General features: G+C 55.7%; 16 protein-coding genes. 8 read left to right on the top strand and 8 right to left on the bottom strand.

Annotation, left to right across the window (positions count from 1 at the left end):
* The first annotated feature begins 749 nt into the window (after positions 1-749).
* Together yihI and hemN are read left to right on the top strand one after the other, a co-directional pair.
* Entirely contained in the window at positions 750-1,298 is a 549-nt protein-coding gene (gene yihI, locus M2407_RS24990; protein ID WP_020837675.1) for a Der GTPase-activating protein YihI, read from the top strand.
* A 182-nt stretch (positions 1,299-1,480) separates the two neighbouring features.
* Complete coding sequence (gene hemN / locus M2407_RS24985; protein ID WP_259220117.1) at positions 1,481-2,854, top strand: oxygen-independent coproporphyrinogen III oxidase; 1,374 nt, start codon at positions 1,481-1,483, stop codon at positions 2,852-2,854.
* 35 nt (positions 2,855-2,889) lie between these two features.
* Here the strand turns inward: hemN and M2407_RS24980 are convergent, their stop codons facing one another.
* The 4 genes from M2407_RS24980 to glnA form a co-directional block, all read right to left on the bottom strand.
* Positions 2,890-3,012, bottom strand: a complete 123-nt coding sequence (locus M2407_RS24980) for a YshB family small membrane protein (RefSeq protein ID WP_139285489.1) — start codon at positions 3,010-3,012, stop codon at positions 2,890-2,892.
* Between the two features lie 112 nt (positions 3,013-3,124).
* The gene (gene glnG, locus M2407_RS24975; protein WP_041415118.1) at positions 3,125-4,537 is read right to left on the bottom strand and encodes a nitrogen regulation protein NR(I); all 1,413 of its coding nucleotides are present in this window, start codon (positions 4,535-4,537) and stop codon (positions 3,125-3,127) included.
* A gap of 8 nt (positions 4,538-4,545) precedes the next feature.
* Positions 4,546-5,595, bottom strand: a complete 1,050-nt coding sequence (glnL, locus tag M2407_RS24970) for a nitrogen regulation protein NR(II) (RefSeq protein WP_020837668.1) — start codon at positions 5,593-5,595, stop codon at positions 4,546-4,548.
* Between the two features lie 309 nt (positions 5,596-5,904).
* A complete protein-coding gene (gene glnA / locus M2407_RS24965; protein ID WP_020837667.1) occupies positions 5,905-7,314 on the bottom strand; it encodes a glutamate--ammonia ligase in 1,410 nt (469 codons plus the stop codon).
* 370 nt (positions 7,315-7,684) lie between these two features.
* Here glnA and typA point away from each other — a divergent pair, with 370 nt between their 5' ends.
* The 5 genes from typA to fabY all read left to right on the top strand — a co-directional run bounded on the left by typA (position 7,685) and on the right by fabY (position 12,607).
* Complete coding sequence (typA, locus tag M2407_RS24960; RefSeq protein ID WP_020837665.1) at positions 7,685-9,508, top strand: ribosome-dependent GTPase TypA; 1,824 nt, start codon at positions 7,685-7,687, stop codon at positions 9,506-9,508.
* 163 nt (positions 9,509-9,671) lie between these two features.
* The gene (yihX, locus tag M2407_RS24955; RefSeq protein WP_020837663.1) at positions 9,672-10,262 is read left to right on the top strand and encodes a glucose-1-phosphatase; all 591 of its coding nucleotides are present in this window, start codon (positions 9,672-9,674) and stop codon (positions 10,260-10,262) included.
* Positions 10,263-10,311: 49 nt separating this feature from the next.
* Positions 10,312-11,202 carry a virulence factor BrkB family protein gene (locus M2407_RS24950; protein WP_020837662.1) on the top strand — a complete coding sequence of 297 codons (891 nt, stop codon included), beginning with the start codon at positions 10,312-10,314 and terminating at the stop codon, positions 11,200-11,202.
* Positions 11,199-11,636: a D-aminoacyl-tRNA deacylase gene (gene dtd, locus M2407_RS24945; RefSeq protein WP_020837661.1), complete on the top strand. Its 438-nt coding sequence runs from the start codon at positions 11,199-11,201 to the stop codon at positions 11,634-11,636. The genes M2407_RS24950 and dtd overlap by 4 nt, the downstream gene beginning before the upstream one ends.
* Before the next feature lie 23 nt (positions 11,637-11,659).
* Positions 11,660-12,607: a fatty acid biosynthesis protein FabY gene (fabY, locus tag M2407_RS24940; RefSeq protein ID WP_020837659.1), complete on the top strand. Its 948-nt coding sequence runs from the start codon at positions 11,660-11,662 to the stop codon at positions 12,605-12,607.
* A gap of 39 nt (positions 12,608-12,646) precedes the next feature.
* Here the strand turns inward: fabY and M2407_RS24935 are convergent, their stop codons facing one another.
* Positions 12,647-14,308 carry an AsmA family protein gene (locus M2407_RS24935; protein ID WP_259220116.1) on the bottom strand — a complete coding sequence of 554 codons (1,662 nt, stop codon included), beginning with the start codon at positions 14,306-14,308 and terminating at the stop codon, positions 12,647-12,649.
* Between the two features lie 132 nt (positions 14,309-14,440).
* Positions 14,441-15,841 (bottom strand): NCS2 family protein, encoded by a 1,401-nt coding sequence (locus M2407_RS24930; protein ID WP_187962075.1) that lies wholly within the window; start codon positions 15,839-15,841, stop codon positions 14,441-14,443.
* Positions 15,842-16,083: 242 nt separating this feature from the next.
* Between M2407_RS24930 and gltS the strand changes: the two genes are divergently transcribed.
* Positions 16,084-17,295, top strand: a complete 1,212-nt coding sequence (gene gltS, locus M2407_RS24925) for a sodium/glutamate symporter (protein ID WP_020837656.1) — start codon at positions 16,084-16,086, stop codon at positions 17,293-17,295.
* A 58-nt stretch (positions 17,296-17,353) separates the two neighbouring features.
* Here the strand turns inward: gltS and recG are convergent, their stop codons facing one another.
* The gene (recG, locus tag M2407_RS24920; RefSeq protein ID WP_046375107.1) at positions 17,354-19,435 is read right to left on the bottom strand and encodes an ATP-dependent DNA helicase RecG; all 2,082 of its coding nucleotides are present in this window, start codon (positions 19,433-19,435) and stop codon (positions 17,354-17,356) included.
* Complete coding sequence (trmH, locus tag M2407_RS24915; RefSeq protein WP_020837654.1) at positions 19,432-20,127, bottom strand: tRNA (guanosine(18)-2'-O)-methyltransferase TrmH; 696 nt, start codon at positions 20,125-20,127, stop codon at positions 19,432-19,434. Before trmH ends, recG begins: the two co-directional genes overlap by 4 nt.
* Between the last annotated feature and the right edge of the window lie 3 nt (positions 20,128-20,130).

Genomic DNA, 20,130 nt, shown 5'->3' with positions numbered 1-20,130 from the left:
TTTTCGTCTCCGTGAGGATGGCTAACTGGTTGGCGATTATAACTGCATCAGCGCTAAAAATGGTGTGTTTCTCTGTTTTTAAGCGCCGGGCCAGTTGGGTGTGGCAATTTATGTGGGGCAGGCTTGTGAGACATTTGCCATTCGAATAGGGGGTAATGTCGCTTTTATTCGAAAGTTGTTTTTATTCTTTTTATTATAAAACATGTGTTTAATTCTCCGATGCGTATTTTTATCAGCCTATTACGCAGCGGGTGCCTTGAGCCTGACCCCTGATAGCGTAAAGTAAGTTGCAGCACAGGGCTGTGCAGGATTAAGGAACATCCGGGAAGGGTGATAAATCTCAGGGAGAGCACGGGACGTGCTAATGAGTACCAGGACGAATAACCGAAGGAATGGGTCTATTTGCATCGGAATTTGCAAATAGCACAGGGATGGTGAAGTTACCGCAATTGGGATGCCGGCAGGAAGCAAACTCAGGAAGAGTGGACACGAACGGATTTCACCATGGACGATTTTCCCTTCAGGATGAAGGAAGTAGTGCGGCAGGGAATGCGCTTATAGCAAAAGGAAAAACCTGGATGTTGAGTGTGCGCACGGAATGCGTAGCAGGAATATCCTTCGAAAGAGGGTGCAAAAAGGCGGCGGGTTTAACCTGCCGCCTTTTTTCTTTGTTCGCTTTCTGCTAGATTCCGCCGCAATCGTATAGCATCTATCTCTATACTGAATCTACATACCTAAGAGCATACGCTATGAACCAGCCATCAAAAGCACCTCGCGCCCCACGCAGCAGCGCGGCGACGTCGAAAACCAAAAAGAAAAGCCGTGTGGAGCTCGATCAGGAAGCCCGTGAGCGCAAGCGTCTGAAAAAGCGCCGTGGTCTTGCTTCCGGTTCTCGCACCCAGGTTGAGTCTGCCAATCAAAAGAATAAGGCCGACGCGCAGACCAAAGATCCGCGCATTGGTAGCAAAGTGCCGGTAGCGCTGGTGGTTGAAGCCAAGCCAAAAGCCAAGCCGCAGCCAAAACCTAAGGCCGAAGCCAAACCACGTCTGTCCCCGGAAGAAGAGCTGGCGAAGCTGGAAAATGATGAGCGTCTGGACGCACTGCTGGATCGTATTGACGACGGCGAGACGCTGAGCGCAGAAGATCAGAGTTATGTTGACCAGACTCTGGATCGCATTGATGCCCTGATGGAACAACTGGGCATTGAGCTGGGCGACGATGAAGACGACGAAGAAGAAGAGAAAAAGGAAGATATCCTGAAACTGCTGAAAGGCGGTAACCCGAAAGACGTAATTTAACGCGTCATGTGGCTGATCCCGTCAATAGCCCTACTCTTGATGTGTTATCTGCTGTGGTTATTCGGTAAACTATGGCGGCTGTCTAAACGCAAAAAGCGTTTTCGCAGCGCTTCCGCGGCCAGACAGCGTAGACAACTGCCCATCTCCCGGCCCGGTAGGAAAAAATATCGGAAGGAGTGAGCATGTCAGAGCAGGCAATTGTCTGGGATCTGGCCCTGATCCAGAAATATAACTATTCAGGGCCGCGTTACACCTCATACCCCACAGCGCTGGAATTCAACCAGAGCTACGACGAAGCGGCGTTTCAACGCGCCGCGGCGCGTTATCCTGAGCGCCCTTTATCGCTGTACGTGCATATTCCTTTCTGCCACAAGCTCTGCTATTTCTGTGGTTGCAACAAGCTGGTGACGCGTCAAACGCACAAGGCCGATGAATATCTGGCGGTGCTGGCGCAAGAGATTGCTCAACGTGCACCGTTGTTTGCCGGGCGTAAGGTCGGCCAGATGCACTGGGGCGGCGGTACGCCAACCTATCTGAGCAAGGCACAAATCAGCCAGCTGGTAACGATGCTGCGCCAACACTTTGATTTCCTTCCCGATGCCGAAATGTCGATCGAAGTCGATCCGCGTGAGATTGAGCTGGATGTGCTCGATCATTTACGTAGCGAAGGTTTTAATCGCCTGAGCATGGGGGTGCAGGACTTCAATAAAGAGGTGCAGCGGCTGGTGAACCGCGAGCAGGATGAAGACTTTATCTTTGCCCTGATTGCTCGCGCTAAAGCGCTTGGCTTTAATTCCACCAATATCGATCTAATCTACGGCTTGCCAAAGCAAACGCCGGAGAGCTTTGCCTACACTCTGCAGCGTGTGGCAGAGCTAAGCCCCGATCGCCTGAGCGTATTTAACTATGCCCATATGCCGAACCTGTTTGCTGCCCAGCGCAAAATCAAAGACGCAGATCTGCCGAGCGCGCAGCAGAAACTGGATATCTTGCAGCACACCATAGCCTCCCTGACCGAATCGGGTTATCAGTTTATCGGCATGGATCATTTCGCACGACCGGACGATGAGTTGGCGGTGGCACAGCGCGAAGGAAAACTTCATCGTAACTTCCAGGGGTACACCACCCAGGGCGACAGTGATTTGCTGGGGCTGGGTGTCTCCGCCATCAGCATGCTGGGGGACAGCTATGCGCAGAACCAGAAAGAGCTGAAGGTTTATTACAACAGCGTTGAAGCGCAAGGTCATGCACTGTGGCGCGGCCTGGCGATGACCGAAGACGACTGCTTGCGGCGTGAGGTGATCAAAACGCTGATCTGCAATTTCAAACTGGACTATCTGGCCATAGAACGTCAGTTCGGCATCAACTTTGCCGATTATTTTGCCGAGGATTTGCAATTGTTGGCGCCGTTTGAACGCGATGGGCTGGTGGAGCGTGACGAGCAGGGCATTCAGGTTACGCCGCGTGGCCGGTTACTGATCCGCAATATTTGCATGTGCTTTGATATCTACCTGCGTCAACAGGCCCGCGCTCAGCAATTCTCTCGGGTTATTTGATGAGTAAAACATCGGCCGCTTTCGCGGCCTTTGTTTTAACTGAAGAAATTAATCAGTGCGGCGCACAATACCGCAGCAACGGCTGCCTGCGGCGTGTGGCTGGCGGCAGAACCAAGTTCTGCGCCTTGAGAAATGAATGCGATTAACGAATCCAGCATGGAAGCCTCCAGGGTGTGCGCCCCGATCATACTGCGGCCTCTTCGGCTGTAAAGCCTGAAATAGCCGTTTTTTTGTGCGCTTGATTGTATTTTCTATCATCAATGCCGCAAACTATTCCATTCCCAATTCTTTCAACTTACGCGTTAACGTATTGCGCCCCCACCCCAGCAAACGGGCGGCTTCCTGCTTATGCCCCTGGGTATGACGCAGTGCAGTGGTGAGCAAGGTGCGCTCCATCTCCGGTTGCGCTTCCGACAGCAGGTTTTGATGACCGGAACGCAGCGCGCGGTCTGCCCACTGTGCCAGCAGCGTGGCCCAACTGTCGGGCAGGCTATGCCCGGTCGTTTCCGGCGCAGAGGTTTCAAACAGCTCGCTCGGCAGATCCTGAATCAGCACCTCCTGACCAGCGGCCATCACGGTTAACCAACGGCAGGTGTTCTCCAACTGGCGAACGTTACCTGGCCATGGCAGGCGCGTCAGTGCAGTTTCAGTCTCCGGGTGCAGGTTTTTCGCTTCCACACCCAGCTCCTTTGCCGCCACCTGCAGGAAGTAACGCGCCAGACGCGGAATATCCTCACGACGTTCACGCAACGGCGGAAGGTGCACGCGGATCACGTTCAGGCGGTGGAACAAATCCTCACGGAATTTACCTTCCTGTACCCGCATTTCCAGGTTCTGGTGGGTGGCGGCGATGATGCGTACGTCAACCTTCACCGGGGCATAACCACCGACCCGATAGAATTGGCCATCTGCCAGCACCCGCAGCAAGCGGGTTTGCACATCCAGCGGCATATCGCCGATTTCATCCAGGAACAAGGTCCCGCCGTCGGCCTGCTCAAAGCGACCCTGACGGATCTGGTTGGCGCCGGTAAAGGCCCCTTTTTCATGCCCGAAAAGTTCGGACTCGATCAGGTCTTTGGGGATCGCCGCCATATTCAGCGCGATAAAAGGCGATTTGGCGCGCGGACTGTGACGGTGCAGGGCATGGGCAACCAGCTCTTTACCGGTACCTGATTCGCCGTTGATCAGTACGCTGATCGACGAACGCGACAGGCGCCCGATGATGCGGAACACGTCCTGCATCGCCGGGGCTTCACCGATGATGTCTGCCACCGGATCGTTGGCCGGTTGGCTGCGTGCAGGCTGCTGCTGCTCCTGATAATGGCTGATGGCGCGTTCTACCAGCGCTACGGCTTCATCGATATCAAAGGGTTTCGGCAGGTAATCGAACGCCCCTTGCTGGTAGGCGCTGACGGCGGCGTCGAGATCCGAATGTGCGGTCATTATGATGACCGGAAGCATCGGATGACGCTGTTTGATCTGCTTGAGCAACGCAAGACCATCCATACCCGGCATGCGGATGTCAGACAGCAACACGTCAGGAGTTTGCGTGGCCAGGGCTTCGAGCACCGCATTGCCACTGTCGAAGGTCACGCAGCTCACACCGGCTCCAGTGAGCGCACGTTCAAGCACCCAGCGGATGGAGCTATCGTCATCGACGATCCAGACTATCCCTCGTTGCATAGAAAACCTCACTGGCGAATAGGCAGGTAAACCGAGAATTCGGTATGTCCTGGCCAACTGTTAAATTCAATTTTTCCGCAATGCTGATCGATAAGATTACGGGCGATGGATAACCCCAGGCCGGTCCCGCCTTCGCGGCCGCTGACCATCGGGTAAAATAGCGTGTCCTGCAACTGCGCCGGCACACCGGGGCCGTCATCTTCTACGTCGATACGTGCCGCTAACCGGTAGCGGGTGCCGTGCAGGGTGATCTGGAAAGCGGTACGAGTGCGCAGCGTGATGGTGCCGCCCGTTTCTCCCAGCGCCTGCAGCGCATTGCGGGTGATGTTCAGCAATACCTGTTCGATTTGATCTGGGTCGTGCGCCATTTCAGGCAGGCTCGGGTCGTAGTCCCGCACCAGCGTCACGTTATCCGGCTTCTCAAGCGACACCAGTTGGCACACTCGCTCTGCCACCTGATGAATGCTTTGGGTTATGTGCTGGCCCGGTCGCTGCGGGCCGAGCAGGCGATCGACCAGGTTGCGCAGGCGATCGGCCTGCTCAATGATCACCTTGGTGTATTCGGTCAGCGACGGATCGGGTAGCGCCTTGGCCAGCAATTGAGCCGCACCGCGCAACCCGCCAAGCGGGTTTTTAATTTCATGCGCCAGGCCTCGGACCAGATCGCGGGCTGCCACCTGCTGGGCGTGCTGAAGTTGTTCCTGGCTCAAACGGCGTTGGTTATCCATTGGTGCCAGCTCGATCAGGATATAGCCATCAGGCAGAGCCTGAGCGGTCAGGGAGAGGATATGCGCACGCCCGTCAACCACCAGGGTCACTTCGTTATCGGTAAAGCCCTGACCGGCATGCAGGCTCTCACGCATCAGATCGACGTTCAGTGAGAAATAACCGAGCAAATCGGGTAACGGTGTACCGAAAAGTTTACGAGAACTTTGTGCCAGCAGTTGTTGTGCTGCCGGATTGGCGTAATGAACCGCCAGTGAGTCATCCAACAGCAGGATGCTGTTGATGAGAGAATTGAGGATCTGCCCTGCGTCGGGCAGCTTGCCAGTTGCCATATATGCCCTTTATCTTTCAAGACGCAGCGTTGTTGGCTGCTCTTACTCACACCAGTCACTTGGCAGACCAAGCTCCTGTCGGTTCGCTCGGTTGCCGCCTAGCTGCACCGTGAAATCTCTTGGGCATAGCAGACGACTGCACCTTTTTAGTGCATTTATCCTACTCCATCCGTTATGCACGCGGCATGGAATAGTTTTGCAGAAAATACGGTGGAGAAAAAAACCCATCCGAAGATGGGCTGAAAGTTTCCACGGCAACAAAAAAAGACAACTAAATCTGGGCGCCGCCCGCAGACGGCGCGGTAAAACTTAAACGCTGTAGTACAGTTCGAATTCAACCGGGTGTGGCGTCATGCGAACGCGGTCCATCTCTTCTTTGCGCAGATCGATGTAAGCATCGATAGCGTCGTCAGTGAATACGCCGCCACGGGTCAGGAACTCGCGGTCTTCGCTCAGTGCTGCCAGCGCTTCATCCAGGGAGCCTGCAACTTTTGGAATTTCAGCTTCTTCTTCCGGTGGCAGGTCATACAGGTTTTTGTCCATGGCGTCGCCAGGGTGGATTTTGTTAATCACACCGTCCAGGCCTGCCATCAGCAGGGCCGCGAAGCACAGGTACGGGTTAGCCGCTGGATCCGGGAAACGGGCTTCGATACGGCGCGCTTTCGGGCTGGCAACCACTGGAATACGGATGGAAGCGGAACGGTTACGGGCAGAATAAGCCAGCATGACCGGAGCTTCGTAGCCTGGGACCAGACGCTTGTAAGAGTTGGTGGTCGGGTTGGCCAGGGCGTTGATCGCTTTAGCGTGCTTGATGATACCGCCGATGTAGAACAGGGCAGTCTCAGACAGGCCGCCGTATTTGTCGCCGGCGAACAGGTTAGTCCCATTCTTGGACAGCGACATGTGGCAGTGCATGCCGGAACCGTTATCACCGAACATTGGCTTCGGCATGAAGGTCGCGGTTTTGCCAAATGCGTGAGCCACGTTGTGAACCACGTACTTGTAGATTTGGATTTCGTCGGCTTTCTTGGTCATGGTGTTGAAGCGGGTTGCCACTTCGTTCTGACCTGCGGTTGCCACTTCGTGGTGGTGCGCTTCAACGACCAGGCCCATTTCTTCCATGGTCAGACACATGGTAGAACGGATGTCCTGTGAAGAATCGACCGGAGGAACCGGGAAGTAACCGCCTTTGACTGCCGGACGGTGGCCTTTGTTGCCGCCATCGTATTGGGTGCCGGAGTTCCATGCGCCTTCGATATCGTCGATGGCCACGTGGGAACCGCGGATGCTGCTGCCGAAACGAATGTCGTCAAACAGGAAGAATTCTGGCTCAGGTCCGAACAGAACGGTGTCTGCGATGCCGGAAGAGCGCAGGAAATCTTCTGCACGCTTGGAGATTGAGCGCGGGTCACGATCGTAGCCCTGCATGGTGCCTGGCTCGAGGATGTCGCAGCGAATGATCAGGGTAGATTCTTCGAAGAACGGATCCAGTACCGCAGTGCTGGCGTCTGGCATCAGCACCATGTCAGATTCGTTGATGCCCTTCCAACCGCCGATCGAGGAACCGTCAAACATTTTACCTTCTTCGAAGAAGTCGGCATTTACCTGATGAGCAGGGATGGTGACGTGTTGTTCTTTACCCTTGGTGTCAGTGAAACGCAGGTCTACGAATTTCACTTCATGCTCATTCAGCATCGTCAAAACGTGTTCAGCGGACATACTTAACTCTCCCGGATTTATCATTGTCGTCGTCGTGGAACGAATCTGTGAAACTGGCTTTTTTTGCCTTGAAAAGACTAAAGCGAAAACTGTGCCAACTTTGCTAAAGCGCTTTAATCGCCTTTCTGCTTGGGTTTTGCACAGAATCAGTATGCACCATCAGTGACGTTTTGCACTTAAATGGTGCAATCGGTGCGGGGTGGGGCACTGTAATGGTGCAAAAGTGCACCGGATGCTGCTTTTTGCACCGTGAAAGGGATCACATACTGACCTGTACACAGTTGTTTATAAGAGACTGTTGTGATCTTGTTTAGTCCCTCGCTTAATACGTGTACAATAGCGCGCTATTTCTAATGCCTGAGGCAAAGCTGTGATCGAAAATTTGCGTAACATCGCCATTATTGCCCACGTTGACCATGGTAAGACCACCCTGGTTGATAAGCTGCTGCAACAATCCGGTACTTTCGGAGAGCGTGTAGAAGCCACCGAACGCGTAATGGACTCCAACGATTTGGAGAAAGAGCGTGGGATTACCATCCTCGCAAAAAACACCGCCATTAATTGGAAAGACTACCGCATCAACATCGTGGATACCCCAGGACACGCCGACTTCGGCGGTGAGGTTGAGCGTGTGATGTCAATGGTTGACTCGGTGCTGCTGGTTGTGGATGCAATGGATGGCCCAATGCCGCAAACCCGCTTCGTGACCAAAAAAGCCTTCGCTAATGGTCTGAAGCCGATCGTGGTAATCAACAAGGTTGACCGTCCGGGCGCACGTCCTGATTGGGTTGTTGATCAGGTCTTCGACCTGTTCGTTAACCTCGACGCAACCGACGAGCAGCTCGACTTCCCAATCATCTATGCTTCTGCATTGATGGGGATCGCCGGTACTGACCACAATGAGATGGCGGAAGACATGACCCCGCTGTATCAAGCGATCGTAGACCACGTGTCTGCACCGCAGGTTGAGCTCGAAGCGCCATTCCAGATGCAAATCTCCCAGTTGGACTACAACAACTACCTGGGCGTGATCGGTATCGGCCGTATCAAGCGTGGTAAAGTGAAGCCAAACCAGCAGGTCACCATCATCGATAGCGAAGGTAAAACTCGCAACGGTAAAGTGGGCAAAGTGCTGGGCCACATGGGTCTGGAGCGTATCGAGTCTACCCTGGCTGAAGCGGGCGACATCATCGCTATCACCGGTCTGGGCGAGCTGAACATTTCCGACACCATCTGTGACACCTCTGCAGTGGAAGCACTGCCGGCGCTGTCTGTAGATGAGCCGACCGTAACCATGTTCTTCAACGTCAACACCTCACCTTTCTGTGGTAAAGAAGGTAAGTTTGTGACTTCGCGTCAAATCCTTGAGCGTCTGAACAAGGAACTGGTGCACAACGTGGCACTGCGCGTTGAAGAAACTGAAGATGCTGATGCATTCCGCGTATCTGGCCGTGGTGAACTTCACCTGTCGGTTCTGATCGAAAACATGCGTCGTGAAGGTTTCGAACTGGCGGTATCCCGTCCGAAAGTAATCTTCCGTGAAATCGATGGTCGTAAACAAGAGCCGTTCGAAAACGTGACCTTGGACATCGAAGAACAGCACCAGGGTTCAGTCATGCAAGCCATGGGTGAGCGTAAAGCTGACCTGAAAAACATGGATCCAGACGGTAAAGGCCGTGTGCGTCTCGACTACGTGATCCCAAGCCGCGGCTTGATTGGCTTCCGTAACGAGTTCATGACCATGACTTCCGGTACCGGTCTGCTGTACTCCACCTTCAGCCACTACGACGACGTGCGTCCGGGTGAAGTTGGCCAGCGCCAGAACGGCGTGCTGATCTCTAACGGCCAGGGTAAAGCGGTAGCGTTCGCCCTGTTCGGTCTGCAAGATCGCGGCAAGCTGTTCCTGGGTCACGGTGCGGAAGTGTATGAAGGCCAGATCATCGGTATTCACTCACGTTCCAACGACCTGACCGTGAACTGCCTGACCGGTAAGAAGCTGACCAACATGCGTGCTTCCGGTACTGACGAAGCCACTACCCTGGTTCCGGCTATCAAAATGACTCTGGAGCAAGCTCTGGAATTCATCGATGATGACGAACTGGTAGAAGTCACGCCAACCTCGATCCGTATCCGTAAGCGTCACCTGACGGAAAACGATCGTAAGCGTGCAAGCCGCGGTCCTAAAGAAGCTTAATCGCCGATTTAGTCTGCAACACTTAGGGCGCGCCAGCGCCCTGAGTTTTTTCCTCTGTCTTTTCTCATTTCTGCCGCGTGCTATATGCTTTTCCATTCGCTCTCTATTCAGCCTCTGCTTTTCCCGCTACAGTAAAATCTCACCGGCCCATCAGGAGAGGACTATGCTGTATATCTTTGATTTAGGTAATGTGATCGTCGATATCGATTTCAAACGTGTACTGGGTGTATGGAGCAGTTTGAGCGGTACGCCATTGGCGGTCTTGTCCGAACGTTTTGCTATGGGCGAATTGTTTCAGCAGCACGAGCGCGGTGAAATCAGCGATGAAGACTTTGCCGAAGGGCTGAGTGCCGAAATGGGGATTGCCCTCAGTTTCGAGCAGTTCGCTACCGGTTGGCAGGCGGTGTTTGTCGCCCTGCGTCCAGAAGTGATCGACATCATGAAGCGCCTGCGCAGCGAAGGTCACCGGGTGGTGGTGTTATCGAACACCAACCGCTTGCACTGCAATTACTGGCCGCAGCACTACCCGCAGGTGGCCGAAGCCGCCGATCATCTCTATTTGTCGCAGGATCTTGGCATGCGTAAGCCGGACGCCAATATTTATCTGCACGTACTGGATGCAGAAAATACCTCGCCGGATGACGCGGTGTTCTTTGACGATCACCCGGATAACGTCGCCGCGGCACAGGCGCTTGGCATCAAAACGGTTCACGTGACCGACCGCGACGTAGTACCGGCTTATTTTGCCCAATGACCGCAAAGGGTTAAGCTTAAGGCGTACAAACTGACATCAAGGAGTGGCCATGTCGTTTTTCCGCCGCAAGAAGCTGCCCGCTTCGATCAAACCCAGCGTCACCTTTTTACGACTGCTGATTAAACGCGTCGACAGCGATGGCCTGACCATGTTGGCGGGCCACCTGGCCTACGTATCACTGCTGTCACTGGTACCTCTGGTGACCGTGGTGTTTGCGCTGTTTGCCGCGTTCCCCATGTTCTCCGACATCAGCGTTCAACTGAAAAGCTTTATCTTTTCCAACTTCATGCCGGCCGCCGGCAACGTGATCCAAAGTTATCTGGAGCAGTTTGTCGCCAACTCCAACAAGATGACCGCCGTCGGGACCTGCGGCCTGATAGTCACTGCGCTGTTGCTGATCTCGTCGGTGGACAGCGTGCTCAACACCATCTGGCGCAGCAAGAATCAGCGTCCTATCGTGTTTTCTTTCGCCGTGTACTGGATGGTGCTGACCCTGGGGCCGCTGTTGGTGGGGGCCAGTATGGCGATCAGTTCCTATCTGCTGTCGCTTAACTGGCTGGCGCAGACCGGCGTCAACAGCCTGGTGGATCAGGTGCTGCGTATTTTCCCGCTGATCCTGTCGTGGATATCGTTCTGGCTGCTGTATTGCATCGTGCCGACGGTTAGGGTGCCACCCAAGGATGCGTTGATTGGCGCACTGGTGGCCGGTTTGCTGTTTGAGCTGGGCAAGAAGGGGTTTGCGCTGTATGTCACCATGTTCCCGTCTTATCAGCTGATTTACGGCGTGTTGGCGGTGATCCCCATTTTATTCCTTTGGGTCTACTGGAGCTGGTGTATCGTGTTACTCGGCGCGGAAATCACGGTTACCATTGGGGAATACCGCGACTACCGACAGCAAAAGGCACAACAACAGGAACAGTCATCAGAAGGGCAGTTATGATTGCGTTAATTCAACGGGTATTAAATGCCAGCGTCACGGTGGAAGGCCAGACGGTAGGCAACATAGGCCCCGGTTTGTTAGTGTTATTGGGCGTGGAGCAGGACGATAACGAACAGAAGGCCGAGCGCCTGTGTGAGCGCGTATTGGGCTACCGCATCTTTGGCGATGAGAACGACAAAATGAATCTCAACGTCCAACAGGCAGGGGGCAGTTTGCTGGTGGTCTCGCAATTCACGCTGGTGGCCGACACGCAAAAGGGGATGCGTCCGAGTTTCTCTCGTGGCGCGGTACCGCAAGAGGCCGATCGGTTATACCAATATTTTGTTGGCCAATGCCGCGAACGCGGTATCGAAACCCAAACCGGTGAGTTTGCGGCCGACATGAAAGTCGCGCTGGTGAACGACGGGCCGGTGACGTTTTGGCTTCAAGTCTAAGAATTCTGAGAGAGAAGGCGTCTATGTATCACCTACGAGTACCGGTAACAGAGCAAGAACTGAAAGAGTATTACCAGTTCCGCTGGGAAATGCTGCGCAAGCCGTTGCACCAGCCGGTGGGGTCGGAAAAGGATGCCTACGACGCCATGGCACATCACCAGATGGTGGTGGACGAGAGCGGAAAAATTGTCGCCATTGGGCGGCTGTACATCAATGCCGATAACGAAGCCGCGATTCGTTTTCTGGCGGTAGACCCGACGGTGCAGGACAAAGGCCTGGGGACGCTGGTAGCCATGACGCTGGAATCCGTGGCGCGCCAGGAGGGCGTGAAGCGCGTAGTCTGTAGCGCCCGTGAAGACGCGGTAGATTTCTTTGCCAAGCTGGGTTTCATTAATCAGGGTGAGATCACCGCGCCGCAAACCACGCCGATTCGCCATTTCCTGATGATCAAACCGGTGGCGACGCTGGACGACATCCTGCATCGGCCCGACTGGTGCGGTCAGCTGCAGCAGGCCTGGTACGATCACATTCCGCTCAGCGAGAAGATGGGGGTGCGCATCAGCCAATATACCGGCCAGCGTTTTGTCACCACCATGCCGGAAATTGGCAACCAGAACCCGCACCACACGTTGTTTGCCGGCAGCCTGTTCTCTCTGGCCACCTTGACCGCCTGGGGCCTGATCTGGCTATTGCTGCGTGAGCGCCATCTCGGTGGCACCATCATTTTAGCCGATGCCCATATTCGTTACAGCAAGCCCATCACAGGCCGACCGCGTGCAGTGGCGGATCTCAGCTCGTTGAGCGGCGATCTGGCCCGTTTGGCCCGTGGCCGCCGCGCTCGCGTACAGGCGGAAGTCCATCTGTTCGGTGACGACGACAAAGGTGCGGTATTTGAAGGCACTTATATGGTGTTGCCGGCCGAGCCGGAAGTGCCCCTGGATCAGGGCGGCTGTGAGGCGATAGACAGTTAACACCCAGGCCCTCTCTATGCGGAGAGGGCCTATCCAGGATTAAGGCAGTTGCTGGTTGACCGTTTGGCCATCGGCGGCAGTGGCCTGCAACCTGCCCTGCAATGAAGCCTTAAATGGCCCATCGCTGTTCAACAAACCTTTCAACTGTAATTGCAGATTACCGTCGCCTTCCAGCGGCACCGCTTGCCATCCCCACTGTTGTAGCGTATTCAGCGGTACCGAACGCCCATTCAGCGACAGCGTAAAAGGCTTGCCCGGCAGCTGCTCGACGGTGGCTTTGGCATCCAACAACCCCTGCGGCATAAAGGCGCTGAGCTCGGTGACGTTGATCTGCCCGTCATTGGCGTTCAGCGCCAGCGATGGTCGGCGCACGTCAATTTTGTTGAAGGTAGCTTCACTGCCGTTCAAATTCAGCGTGCCGGACCAGATGCCCCACTGGTGATCGCGCGCCAGCAACAGGTTGCTGCCATAACCGTCCAGTGCGGTGATCTGGAAAGGGAAGGCCGGGTTGATATCGATGATCAGGTTACGGTTGGTGGTCAGTTTATTGACATACACCTCCGCCAGCCAGTTCGGCAGCGGTTGTAACCACAATGCGCGCCAGTCTATAGGCAACGTATATTCCAACGCAGCGACCGCGACCTCATCCAGCTGCAGGCGGTTGTTGGCACGCAGCCAGTTGCCAGAGGTGCGCAATAACCCACCTTCCCAGCGGGTGGTGAACTGCTGAATGGCGATCCCAGCCGGCGAGAGTCGCATATTCATGATCGGATCAATCAGATGGAAACTGCCATTGATCAGGTCGCTGGCGTTAAAGTTCAGCGAACCGTCCTGGCTGCTCCAGTCGCCCTGTTGGAAGGTGACATTTTGCAGTGACAGGTCGAGATCGTTAAATGCCCACTCCTTGCCTTCCAGCCGTGCATCTATCAGATCAAAACGTTTGAGCGTGACGGGGGGCAGAGCGGTAAAACGTTGCCAGAACTGTTCCAGTGTCAGGGGAGTTTGCATGCGCACGCCGCTGAGCCTCAGTCGCTCTACCTGCCAACTGCCGTCGGCGGCGCGAGTGGCTACGCCGGTCAAATCCCCCTGCGCCAGGTCGGCGCCGAAATTGCTGAGCAGCAGCTGATTTTGTTTCAGCTCGCCCTGAACCAGGACCTGAGAGGCCGGGATGCCATTGAGCGTCATCGAGCCAGCGCTGAACTGGAACTGATTGTTATCACCCAGCGGATGGCCGGCTTTGGGTTGCCATGGCGTGATGCCGGCGTTGACCTGCTGCGCGTTGAGCTGCCAGGTTTCATCGTTGGATTGCAGCGCCATATTGCTCAGTTGCAGCACGTCGGCCTGTATTGGCATTGCTGCGTCCTGCTGCTGCAGATTCAGCGTGCCGTCACGCAGCGTGACGCTATGGAAATGACGAGGTTCGGTAATTTGGCGCAGGCTGAGACCGAGGTCCAGACGTTTGGCCACCAGTGATTGAGGCTGATTTTTTTTGGCCAACTGAACGTCTTCCAGGCTGATTTGGCCCGGCTGGTTCCATGAGTGCGAGATTGCCGCCACCGACAGGCGGTAGTCGCTGTTATCGCTGACCCAGCGGCTGACCCAGCCCGCGGCCCAACGGGTTTGCCCTATGACGTACAACAGTGCAACGGCCAGCACGACCAGCAGCAGCAACGTCAGCAACAGTTTTCCGATAAATTTCATCGTCTACATCCGCGTCGGTCAAAAAAGATACCCTGTTTATGCCGCAATTGGCCGGGCATCTCAAGTGCAATGGTCTGATAGGCAATAAAAAACGGCCGCAAGCGGCCGTTTGTCACAAGGCAGTTCGATGGATTATTGTTTCTCGTGTTCCTGCGGGAACAGCAGGTTCAGCACGATGGCAGTGATGCCGCCGGCAGCAATGCCTGAGGAGAGTAATGTTTTCAGCCAGTCCGGTGCGAACTGCAAGATCAACGGTTGCTGGGAAACGCCCATCCCCACGGCCAACGACAGCGCCATGATCATGATTGCACGGCGGTTCAGACGCTCTCGCGACACGATGCGCACACCGGATGCGGCGATGGTGCCGAACATCACCAGGGTGGCGCCGCCCAATACCGGCTCAGGAATGTGTTGTACGAAGCCGGCCACCGCCGGGAACAGCCCCAGCGCGATCAGCATCAGTGCCACCACGAAGCCGACGTAGCGGCTGGCGACGCCGGTCAGTTGGATCACGCCATTGTTTTGACCGAAGCAGGAGTTAGGGAAGGTATTAAACACCGCCGACAGCATGGAGTTCAGGCCGTTGGCCAGTACGCCGCCCTTAAGGCGCTTCATATACAGTGGGCCACTGACAGGTTGTTCCGACACGTCAGAGGTCGCGGTGATATCGCCGATAGTTTCCAGCGAGGTGACCATAAAGATAAGCATCAGCGGCAGCAGCAGATTCCAGTCAAAACCCAGACCGTAATACAGCGGGGTCGGGATGATGATCGCCGCCGTCTCGGGGGTGGGCTGGCTTTCTGGCAGCATGCCCATGGCCCAGGCCAGCAGATAACCCACCGCCATGGCAATCACCAGTGAGGCGACGCGCAGGTAGGGATTGCGCTGACGGTTAAGCAGAATAATGACCAGTAATACCGCGCCGGCCAGCAGCAGATTTTTGGGGGCGCCGAAGGTACCTCCGTTCATCGCAGCATAGCCGCCGCCGATGGAAGTCAAACCGACCTGAATCAGAGACAAACCGATAATCATCACCACAATGCCGGAGACCAGCGGGGTGATAATGCGCCGTGCCAAGTGCAACACGCGTGACAGCAGGATCTCGGTGCAGGAGGCGACCATCAGCGTACCGAACAGCGCAGCCATCATGGTGGGAACGTCCGCGCCGCCATTTTTCAGCGCCAGCCCGCCCATGATCAGCGGCGAAACAAAGTTAAAGCTGGTGCCCTGAATAGACAGCAAGCCCGAGCCGACGGGTCCCCAGGTTTTGATTTGTAAAATAGAGGCCAGGCCGGAGGCGAACAGCGACATGCTGATAATGTGCTGAGTGTCCTGCGCCGGCAGACCCAGTGCCTGACAAATCAACAGGGCCGGTGTGATCACGGCAACGAACATCGCCAGCAGGTGCTGACCGGCGGCGAACAGCGTTTGCGGCAGCGGTGGGCGATCTTCCAGGCGATAAATCAGTTCACTGTTGCGGGGAGTGGCGGATGCTTTTTGCGCAGCATCGAACTCGGCGGATGGCTGGGTCATGGTGTGGCATTTCCAGAAACGGCAAAGCAGGCATTTTAATGATTTGGCCCATAAAAGCAAACGGTTGCGCGTTAATGCTTTGTTAGCAGTATCGTCACTTATGTCGCATTTTCGTTCATTTTTTCTTGTGTTATCAGCGTTTTTTACTTCTAATCCTGCACTCATCAAGTTTTAAAAACTAAGCGGTTTTCTCTAACTTATTATTTATTAATTGGATCTTTTCCCTTACATGGAGTAACTGGATGTTTCATCTTGATACTTATGGCACGTTAGTCGCAGCAACATTGGTTCTGCTCCTTGGGGGCAAATGCGTCACCAGCATCCCCCTGTTGAGGAAATACACCATTCCCGCTCCTGTCGCCGGTGGTTTACTGGTGGCACTCCTGTTGTTAGCCCTGAAAAAGTTCGTTAACTGGGAAATCAGCTTCGATATGTCGCTGAAAGACCCGTTAATGTTGGCCTTCTTCGCCACCATCGGTTTGAACGCCAACCTGTCGCGGTTGCGCGCGGGTGGCAAGGCATTAATGGTATTCCTGTTTGTGGTGCTGGGCCTGCTGCTGGTGCAGAACGCTATCGGCATCGGCATGGCGAAAATGCTGGGTCTGGACCCGTTGATGGGCCTGATCGCCGGCTCGATTACCCTGTCCGGCGGTCACGGTACCGGGGCGGCCTGGAGCAAGCTGTTTATCGAACGCTACGGCTTTGAAAACGCCACGGAAGTGGCGATGGCCTGTGCCACCTTCGGTCTGGTTCTGGGTGGCCTGATCGGCGGTCCGGTGGCGCGTTACCTGGTGAAGCACTCTTCCACCCCGGAAGGCTCGCCGGATGACAGCGTCCAGCCAAGCGGTTTTGAAAAACCGGAGAGCGGCCGTTTGATCACCTCGCTGATCATGATTGAAACCATCGCGATGATCGCCATCTGCCTGAGCCTGGGGCAGTTTATCTCCGGCTTGCTGAGCGGTACGGTATTTGAATTACCCAACTTTGTTTGCGTGCTGTTCGTTGGGGTGATCCTCAGCAACACCCTGGCCTTCACCGGGTTCTATACCGTGTTTGAGCGTGCGGTGTCGGTGCTGGGCAACGTTAGCCTGTCGCTGTTCCTGGCGATGGCGTTGATGAGCCTGCGTTTGTGGGAGCTGGCTTCTCTGGCGCTGCCAATGCTGGCGATCCTGGCCGTACAGACGCTGGTGATGGCACTGTACGCAATTTTCGTTACCTACCGGGTGATGGGTAAAAATTACGATGCAGCGGTGTTGGCTGCGGGCCACTGCGGTTTCGGCATGGGGGCCACGCCTACGGCGATCGCCAACATGCAGGCGATTACCGATCGCTTCGGTCCATCGCACCTGGCGTTTCTGGTGGTGCCTATGGTGGGGGCGTTCTTTATCGATATCGCCAACGCGATTGTGATTAAGCTGTATCTGCTGTTGCCGGTGTTTCCGGCGATTGGCTGATTAAGCGGTCGTAATAACGAAAAAGGCGCCTATCTGGCGCCTTTTCTCTGCCTGAAAATCAGGCGTTGGAGTAACGTGCTTTCTCCGGTAGCCAGCGTTCAATCAGGGCTCTGGCATGCTCCGGGTACTGCTGGTGTATATGGCGGGCGACGCGTTGTACTTCCGGGATCATCGCCTGATCGCGCAGCAAATCCGCCACTTTGAACTCCGCACTGCCGGTTTGGCGGGTGCCCAACAGTTCACCGGGACCGCGGATCTCCAGATCGCGCTGGGCAATAACGAAACCGTCATTACTGTCGCGCAGCACCTGCAGGCGCTTTTGCGCCGTTTTGCTCAACGGGGTTTTGTACAACAACACGCAGTGAGACGCTACGGCGCCACGACCCACGCGCCCCCGCAACTGATGCAGCTGAGCCAGCCCCAGTCGCTCGGGGTTTTCGATGATCATCAGGCTGGCGTTGGGCACGTCGACCCCCACCTCGATCACCGTCGTCGCCACCAACAACTGCAGCTCACCCTGTTTAAAGGCCTGCATTACCGCCTGTTTCTCTTGTGCTTTCATGCGACCGTGCACCAGCGCCACTTTCAGCTCTGGCAGCGCGGTTTTCAATTCTTCCCAGGTGGCTTCGGCTGCCTGGGCTTCCAGCAGTTCGGATTCTTCGATCAGGGTACAAACCCAGTACGCCTGGCGGCCTTCTTCCATGCAGGCGCTTTTCACCCGCTGAATAATATCGGCGCGCCGGGTGTCTGGAATGGCAACGGTAGTGACGGGCGTTCTGCCCGGTGGCAGTTCGTCGATCACCGAGGTGTCGAGATCGGCATAGGCGGTCATTGCCAGCGTGCGTGGGATTGGCGTGGCGGTCATGATCAACTGATGGGCATGGAAGCCTTGTTCTTCGCCTTTCTCCCACAGTGCCAGCCGCTGGTGTACGCCAAAACGGTGCTGTTCATCGATGATCACCAGCGCCAGACCGGAAAATTGCACCTGTTCCTGGAAGATGGCGTGGGTACCGACCACCATGGAGACCTGCCCGCTGGCAATTGCCTCTTGCTGTGCGATACGCGCCTTGCCTTTTTGCTTGCCAGCCAGCCAGCCAACCTCTAACCCCAGCGGTTCAAACCACTGACGGAAGTTATTGGCGTGCTGTTCGGCCAGCAGTTCCGTTGGGGCCATTAACGCCACCTGCTTGCCGTGAGCGATAGCGCGCAGTGCTGCCAGCGCGGCCACCAGCGTTTTGCCGGAGCCAACGTCGCCTTGCACCAGGCGCATCATCGGGAAGCCTTTTTGCATATCGGCTTCGATATCGGCCACTACGCGATCTTGCGCGCCGGTGGGGGCAAAGGGCAACTGGGCGAGGAATTGCTTTTTAAGCCGGTCGTCGGGCATTAACGGCAGGGCCTGATAGCTCTGCGCACCGGCTCGTACCGCCAGCATGCTGAGGTTATGCGCCAACAGTTCTTCCAGGATCAGGCGTTTTTGCGCCGGATGCTTGCCCTGTTCCAAATCCGCCAATTGGATATCCGGCGGCGGGCGGTGCAGGGTATGCAGCGCCTGTGGCAGGCTCATCAGACCGCCGCTCAGTTCCGGCGGCAGCAGTTCGGCAATAGCGCAGGTATCCAGCAACTCCAGCGCCTGATCGGTCAGCTTGCGCAGCGTGGCCTGGCGTATGCCTTCGGTGGTGGGATAAACCGGTGTCAATGACTCTTGCAGCTCAACTTCGCTGCTTTCCCCTTGAATGCGATATTCAGGGTGAATAATTTCGGCGCCGTGGTTACCGCGTTTGACTTCACCGTAGGCGGTCACGCGACGGCCGGTGGCCAGGCTGTTTTTCATCGCAGCGTTGAAATTGAAGAAACGCAGGGTGAGCAGGCCGGTACCGTCGCTGATCTGGCAGGTTAGCATGCGCCTGCGTCCAAAACTGATGTCGGTACGCAGCACTTCGCCTTCCACCGTGGCAAAAATGCCAGGCTGCAGATCGTTTATCGGGTAGAGGCGGGTGCGGTCTTCATAGCGCAGCGGCAGGTGCAGCAGCAGATCTTGAATGGTTTCCAGACCAATCTTGGCCAGTTTGCCCGCCTGGCTGGCGCCAACCCCGGAAAGCGTAGTGAGTGGGACAGCATCCAGCAGACGGCCTTTCATTTGCGTACCGTCGCCTGCATGGCCGCCCACCATTCGGCATCGGCGACCACCTGGCCCTGTTGATCGATATGAGGACGCGGCAGCTTTTTACGCTTGGCCACGTTGGCCAGCACCGGGTAGCCACCTTCAAACAGCAGACGTTGTTGTTCTTCTGCGTCGAGCATACTGTGCTCACGGCGATACAGGCCGGCATTTTGCCGCTGGCGTTGCGCTTCGTACAGGATCAAGGCTGAGGCAACCGACACGTTGAGTGACTGCACCATACCGATCATCGGAATAATGATGTCCTGATCGGCAAGCGCCAGCGCTTCTTCGGTAATGCCGGTTTTTTCCTGGCCCAGCAGGACGCAGGTAGGGCGAGTGTAATCCACTTCGCGAAAGTCTACCGCCCGGGCGGAAAGGTTAGTCGCCAGGATCTGCATGCCCTGGCCTTTCAGATGAGTTACGGCGTCGCCGATAGTGCGATGGGTTTGAACATTGACCCAGCTGTTGCTGCCGGCGGCGGAGGAAACCAGGGTTCGCATGCGTGTAGTTGGCCACACGGCATGCACCTGATGCACGCCGACAGCGTCGGCGGTGCGGATAATGGCGGAGACGTTATGCGGTTTGTGAACCTGTTCCAGGCAGACGGTTAAATCCGGCTGCCGGGTGGCCAGCATTTCACAAATCCGCGCATAGCGTTCAGGGCTCATAAG

Source organism: Serratia sp. BIGb0234, from assembly GCF_024809915.1.
GTDB lineage: Bacteria > Pseudomonadota > Gammaproteobacteria > Enterobacterales > Enterobacteriaceae > Serratia > Serratia liquefaciens.
The sequence above is the reverse complement of the archived record's forward strand: the minus strand, read 5'-3'. Positions and strand labels throughout refer to the sequence as shown.

What these genes read in the sequence shown, in the direction of transcription:
- yihI (WP_020837675.1), top strand. Translation starts at nt 750, where the DNA reads ATGAACCAGCCATCAAAAGCACCTCGCGCCCCACGCAGCAGCGCGGCG.
- hemN (WP_259220117.1), top strand. Translation starts at nt 1,481, where the DNA reads ATGTCAGAGCAGGCAATTGTCTGGGATCTGGCCCTGATCCAGAAATAT.
- M2407_RS24980 (WP_139285489.1), bottom strand. Translation starts at nt 3,012, where the DNA reads ATGCTGGATTCGTTAATCGCATTCATTTCTCAAGGCGCAGAACTTGGT.
- glnG (WP_041415118.1), bottom strand. Translation starts at nt 4,537, where the DNA reads ATGCAACGAGGGATAGTCTGGATCGTCGATGACGATAGCTCCATCCGC.
- glnL (WP_020837668.1), bottom strand. Translation starts at nt 5,595, where the DNA reads ATGGCAACTGGCAAGCTGCCCGACGCAGGGCAGATCCTCAATTCTCTC.
- glnA (WP_020837667.1), bottom strand. Translation starts at nt 7,314, where the DNA reads ATGTCCGCTGAACACGTTTTGACGATGCTGAATGAGCATGAAGTGAAA.
- yihX (WP_020837663.1), top strand. Translation starts at nt 9,672, where the DNA reads ATGCTGTATATCTTTGATTTAGGTAATGTGATCGTCGATATCGATTTC.
- M2407_RS24950 (WP_020837662.1), top strand. Translation starts at nt 10,312, where the DNA reads ATGTCGTTTTTCCGCCGCAAGAAGCTGCCCGCTTCGATCAAACCCAGC.
- dtd (WP_020837661.1), top strand. Translation starts at nt 11,199, where the DNA reads ATGATTGCGTTAATTCAACGGGTATTAAATGCCAGCGTCACGGTGGAA.
- fabY (WP_020837659.1), top strand. Translation starts at nt 11,660, where the DNA reads ATGTATCACCTACGAGTACCGGTAACAGAGCAAGAACTGAAAGAGTAT.
- M2407_RS24935 (WP_259220116.1), bottom strand. Translation starts at nt 14,308, where the DNA reads ATGAAATTTATCGGAAAACTGTTGCTGACGTTGCTGCTGCTGGTCGTG.
- M2407_RS24930 (WP_187962075.1), bottom strand. Translation starts at nt 15,841, where the DNA reads ATGACCCAGCCATCCGCCGAGTTCGATGCTGCGCAAAAAGCATCCGCC.
- gltS (WP_020837656.1), top strand. Translation starts at nt 16,084, where the DNA reads ATGTTTCATCTTGATACTTATGGCACGTTAGTCGCAGCAACATTGGTT.
- recG (WP_046375107.1), bottom strand. Translation starts at nt 19,435, where the DNA reads ATGAAAGGCCGTCTGCTGGATGCTGTCCCACTCACTACGCTTTCCGGG.
- trmH (WP_020837654.1), bottom strand. Translation starts at nt 20,127, where the DNA reads ATGAGCCCTGAACGCTATGCGCGGATTTGTGAAATGCTGGCCACCCGG.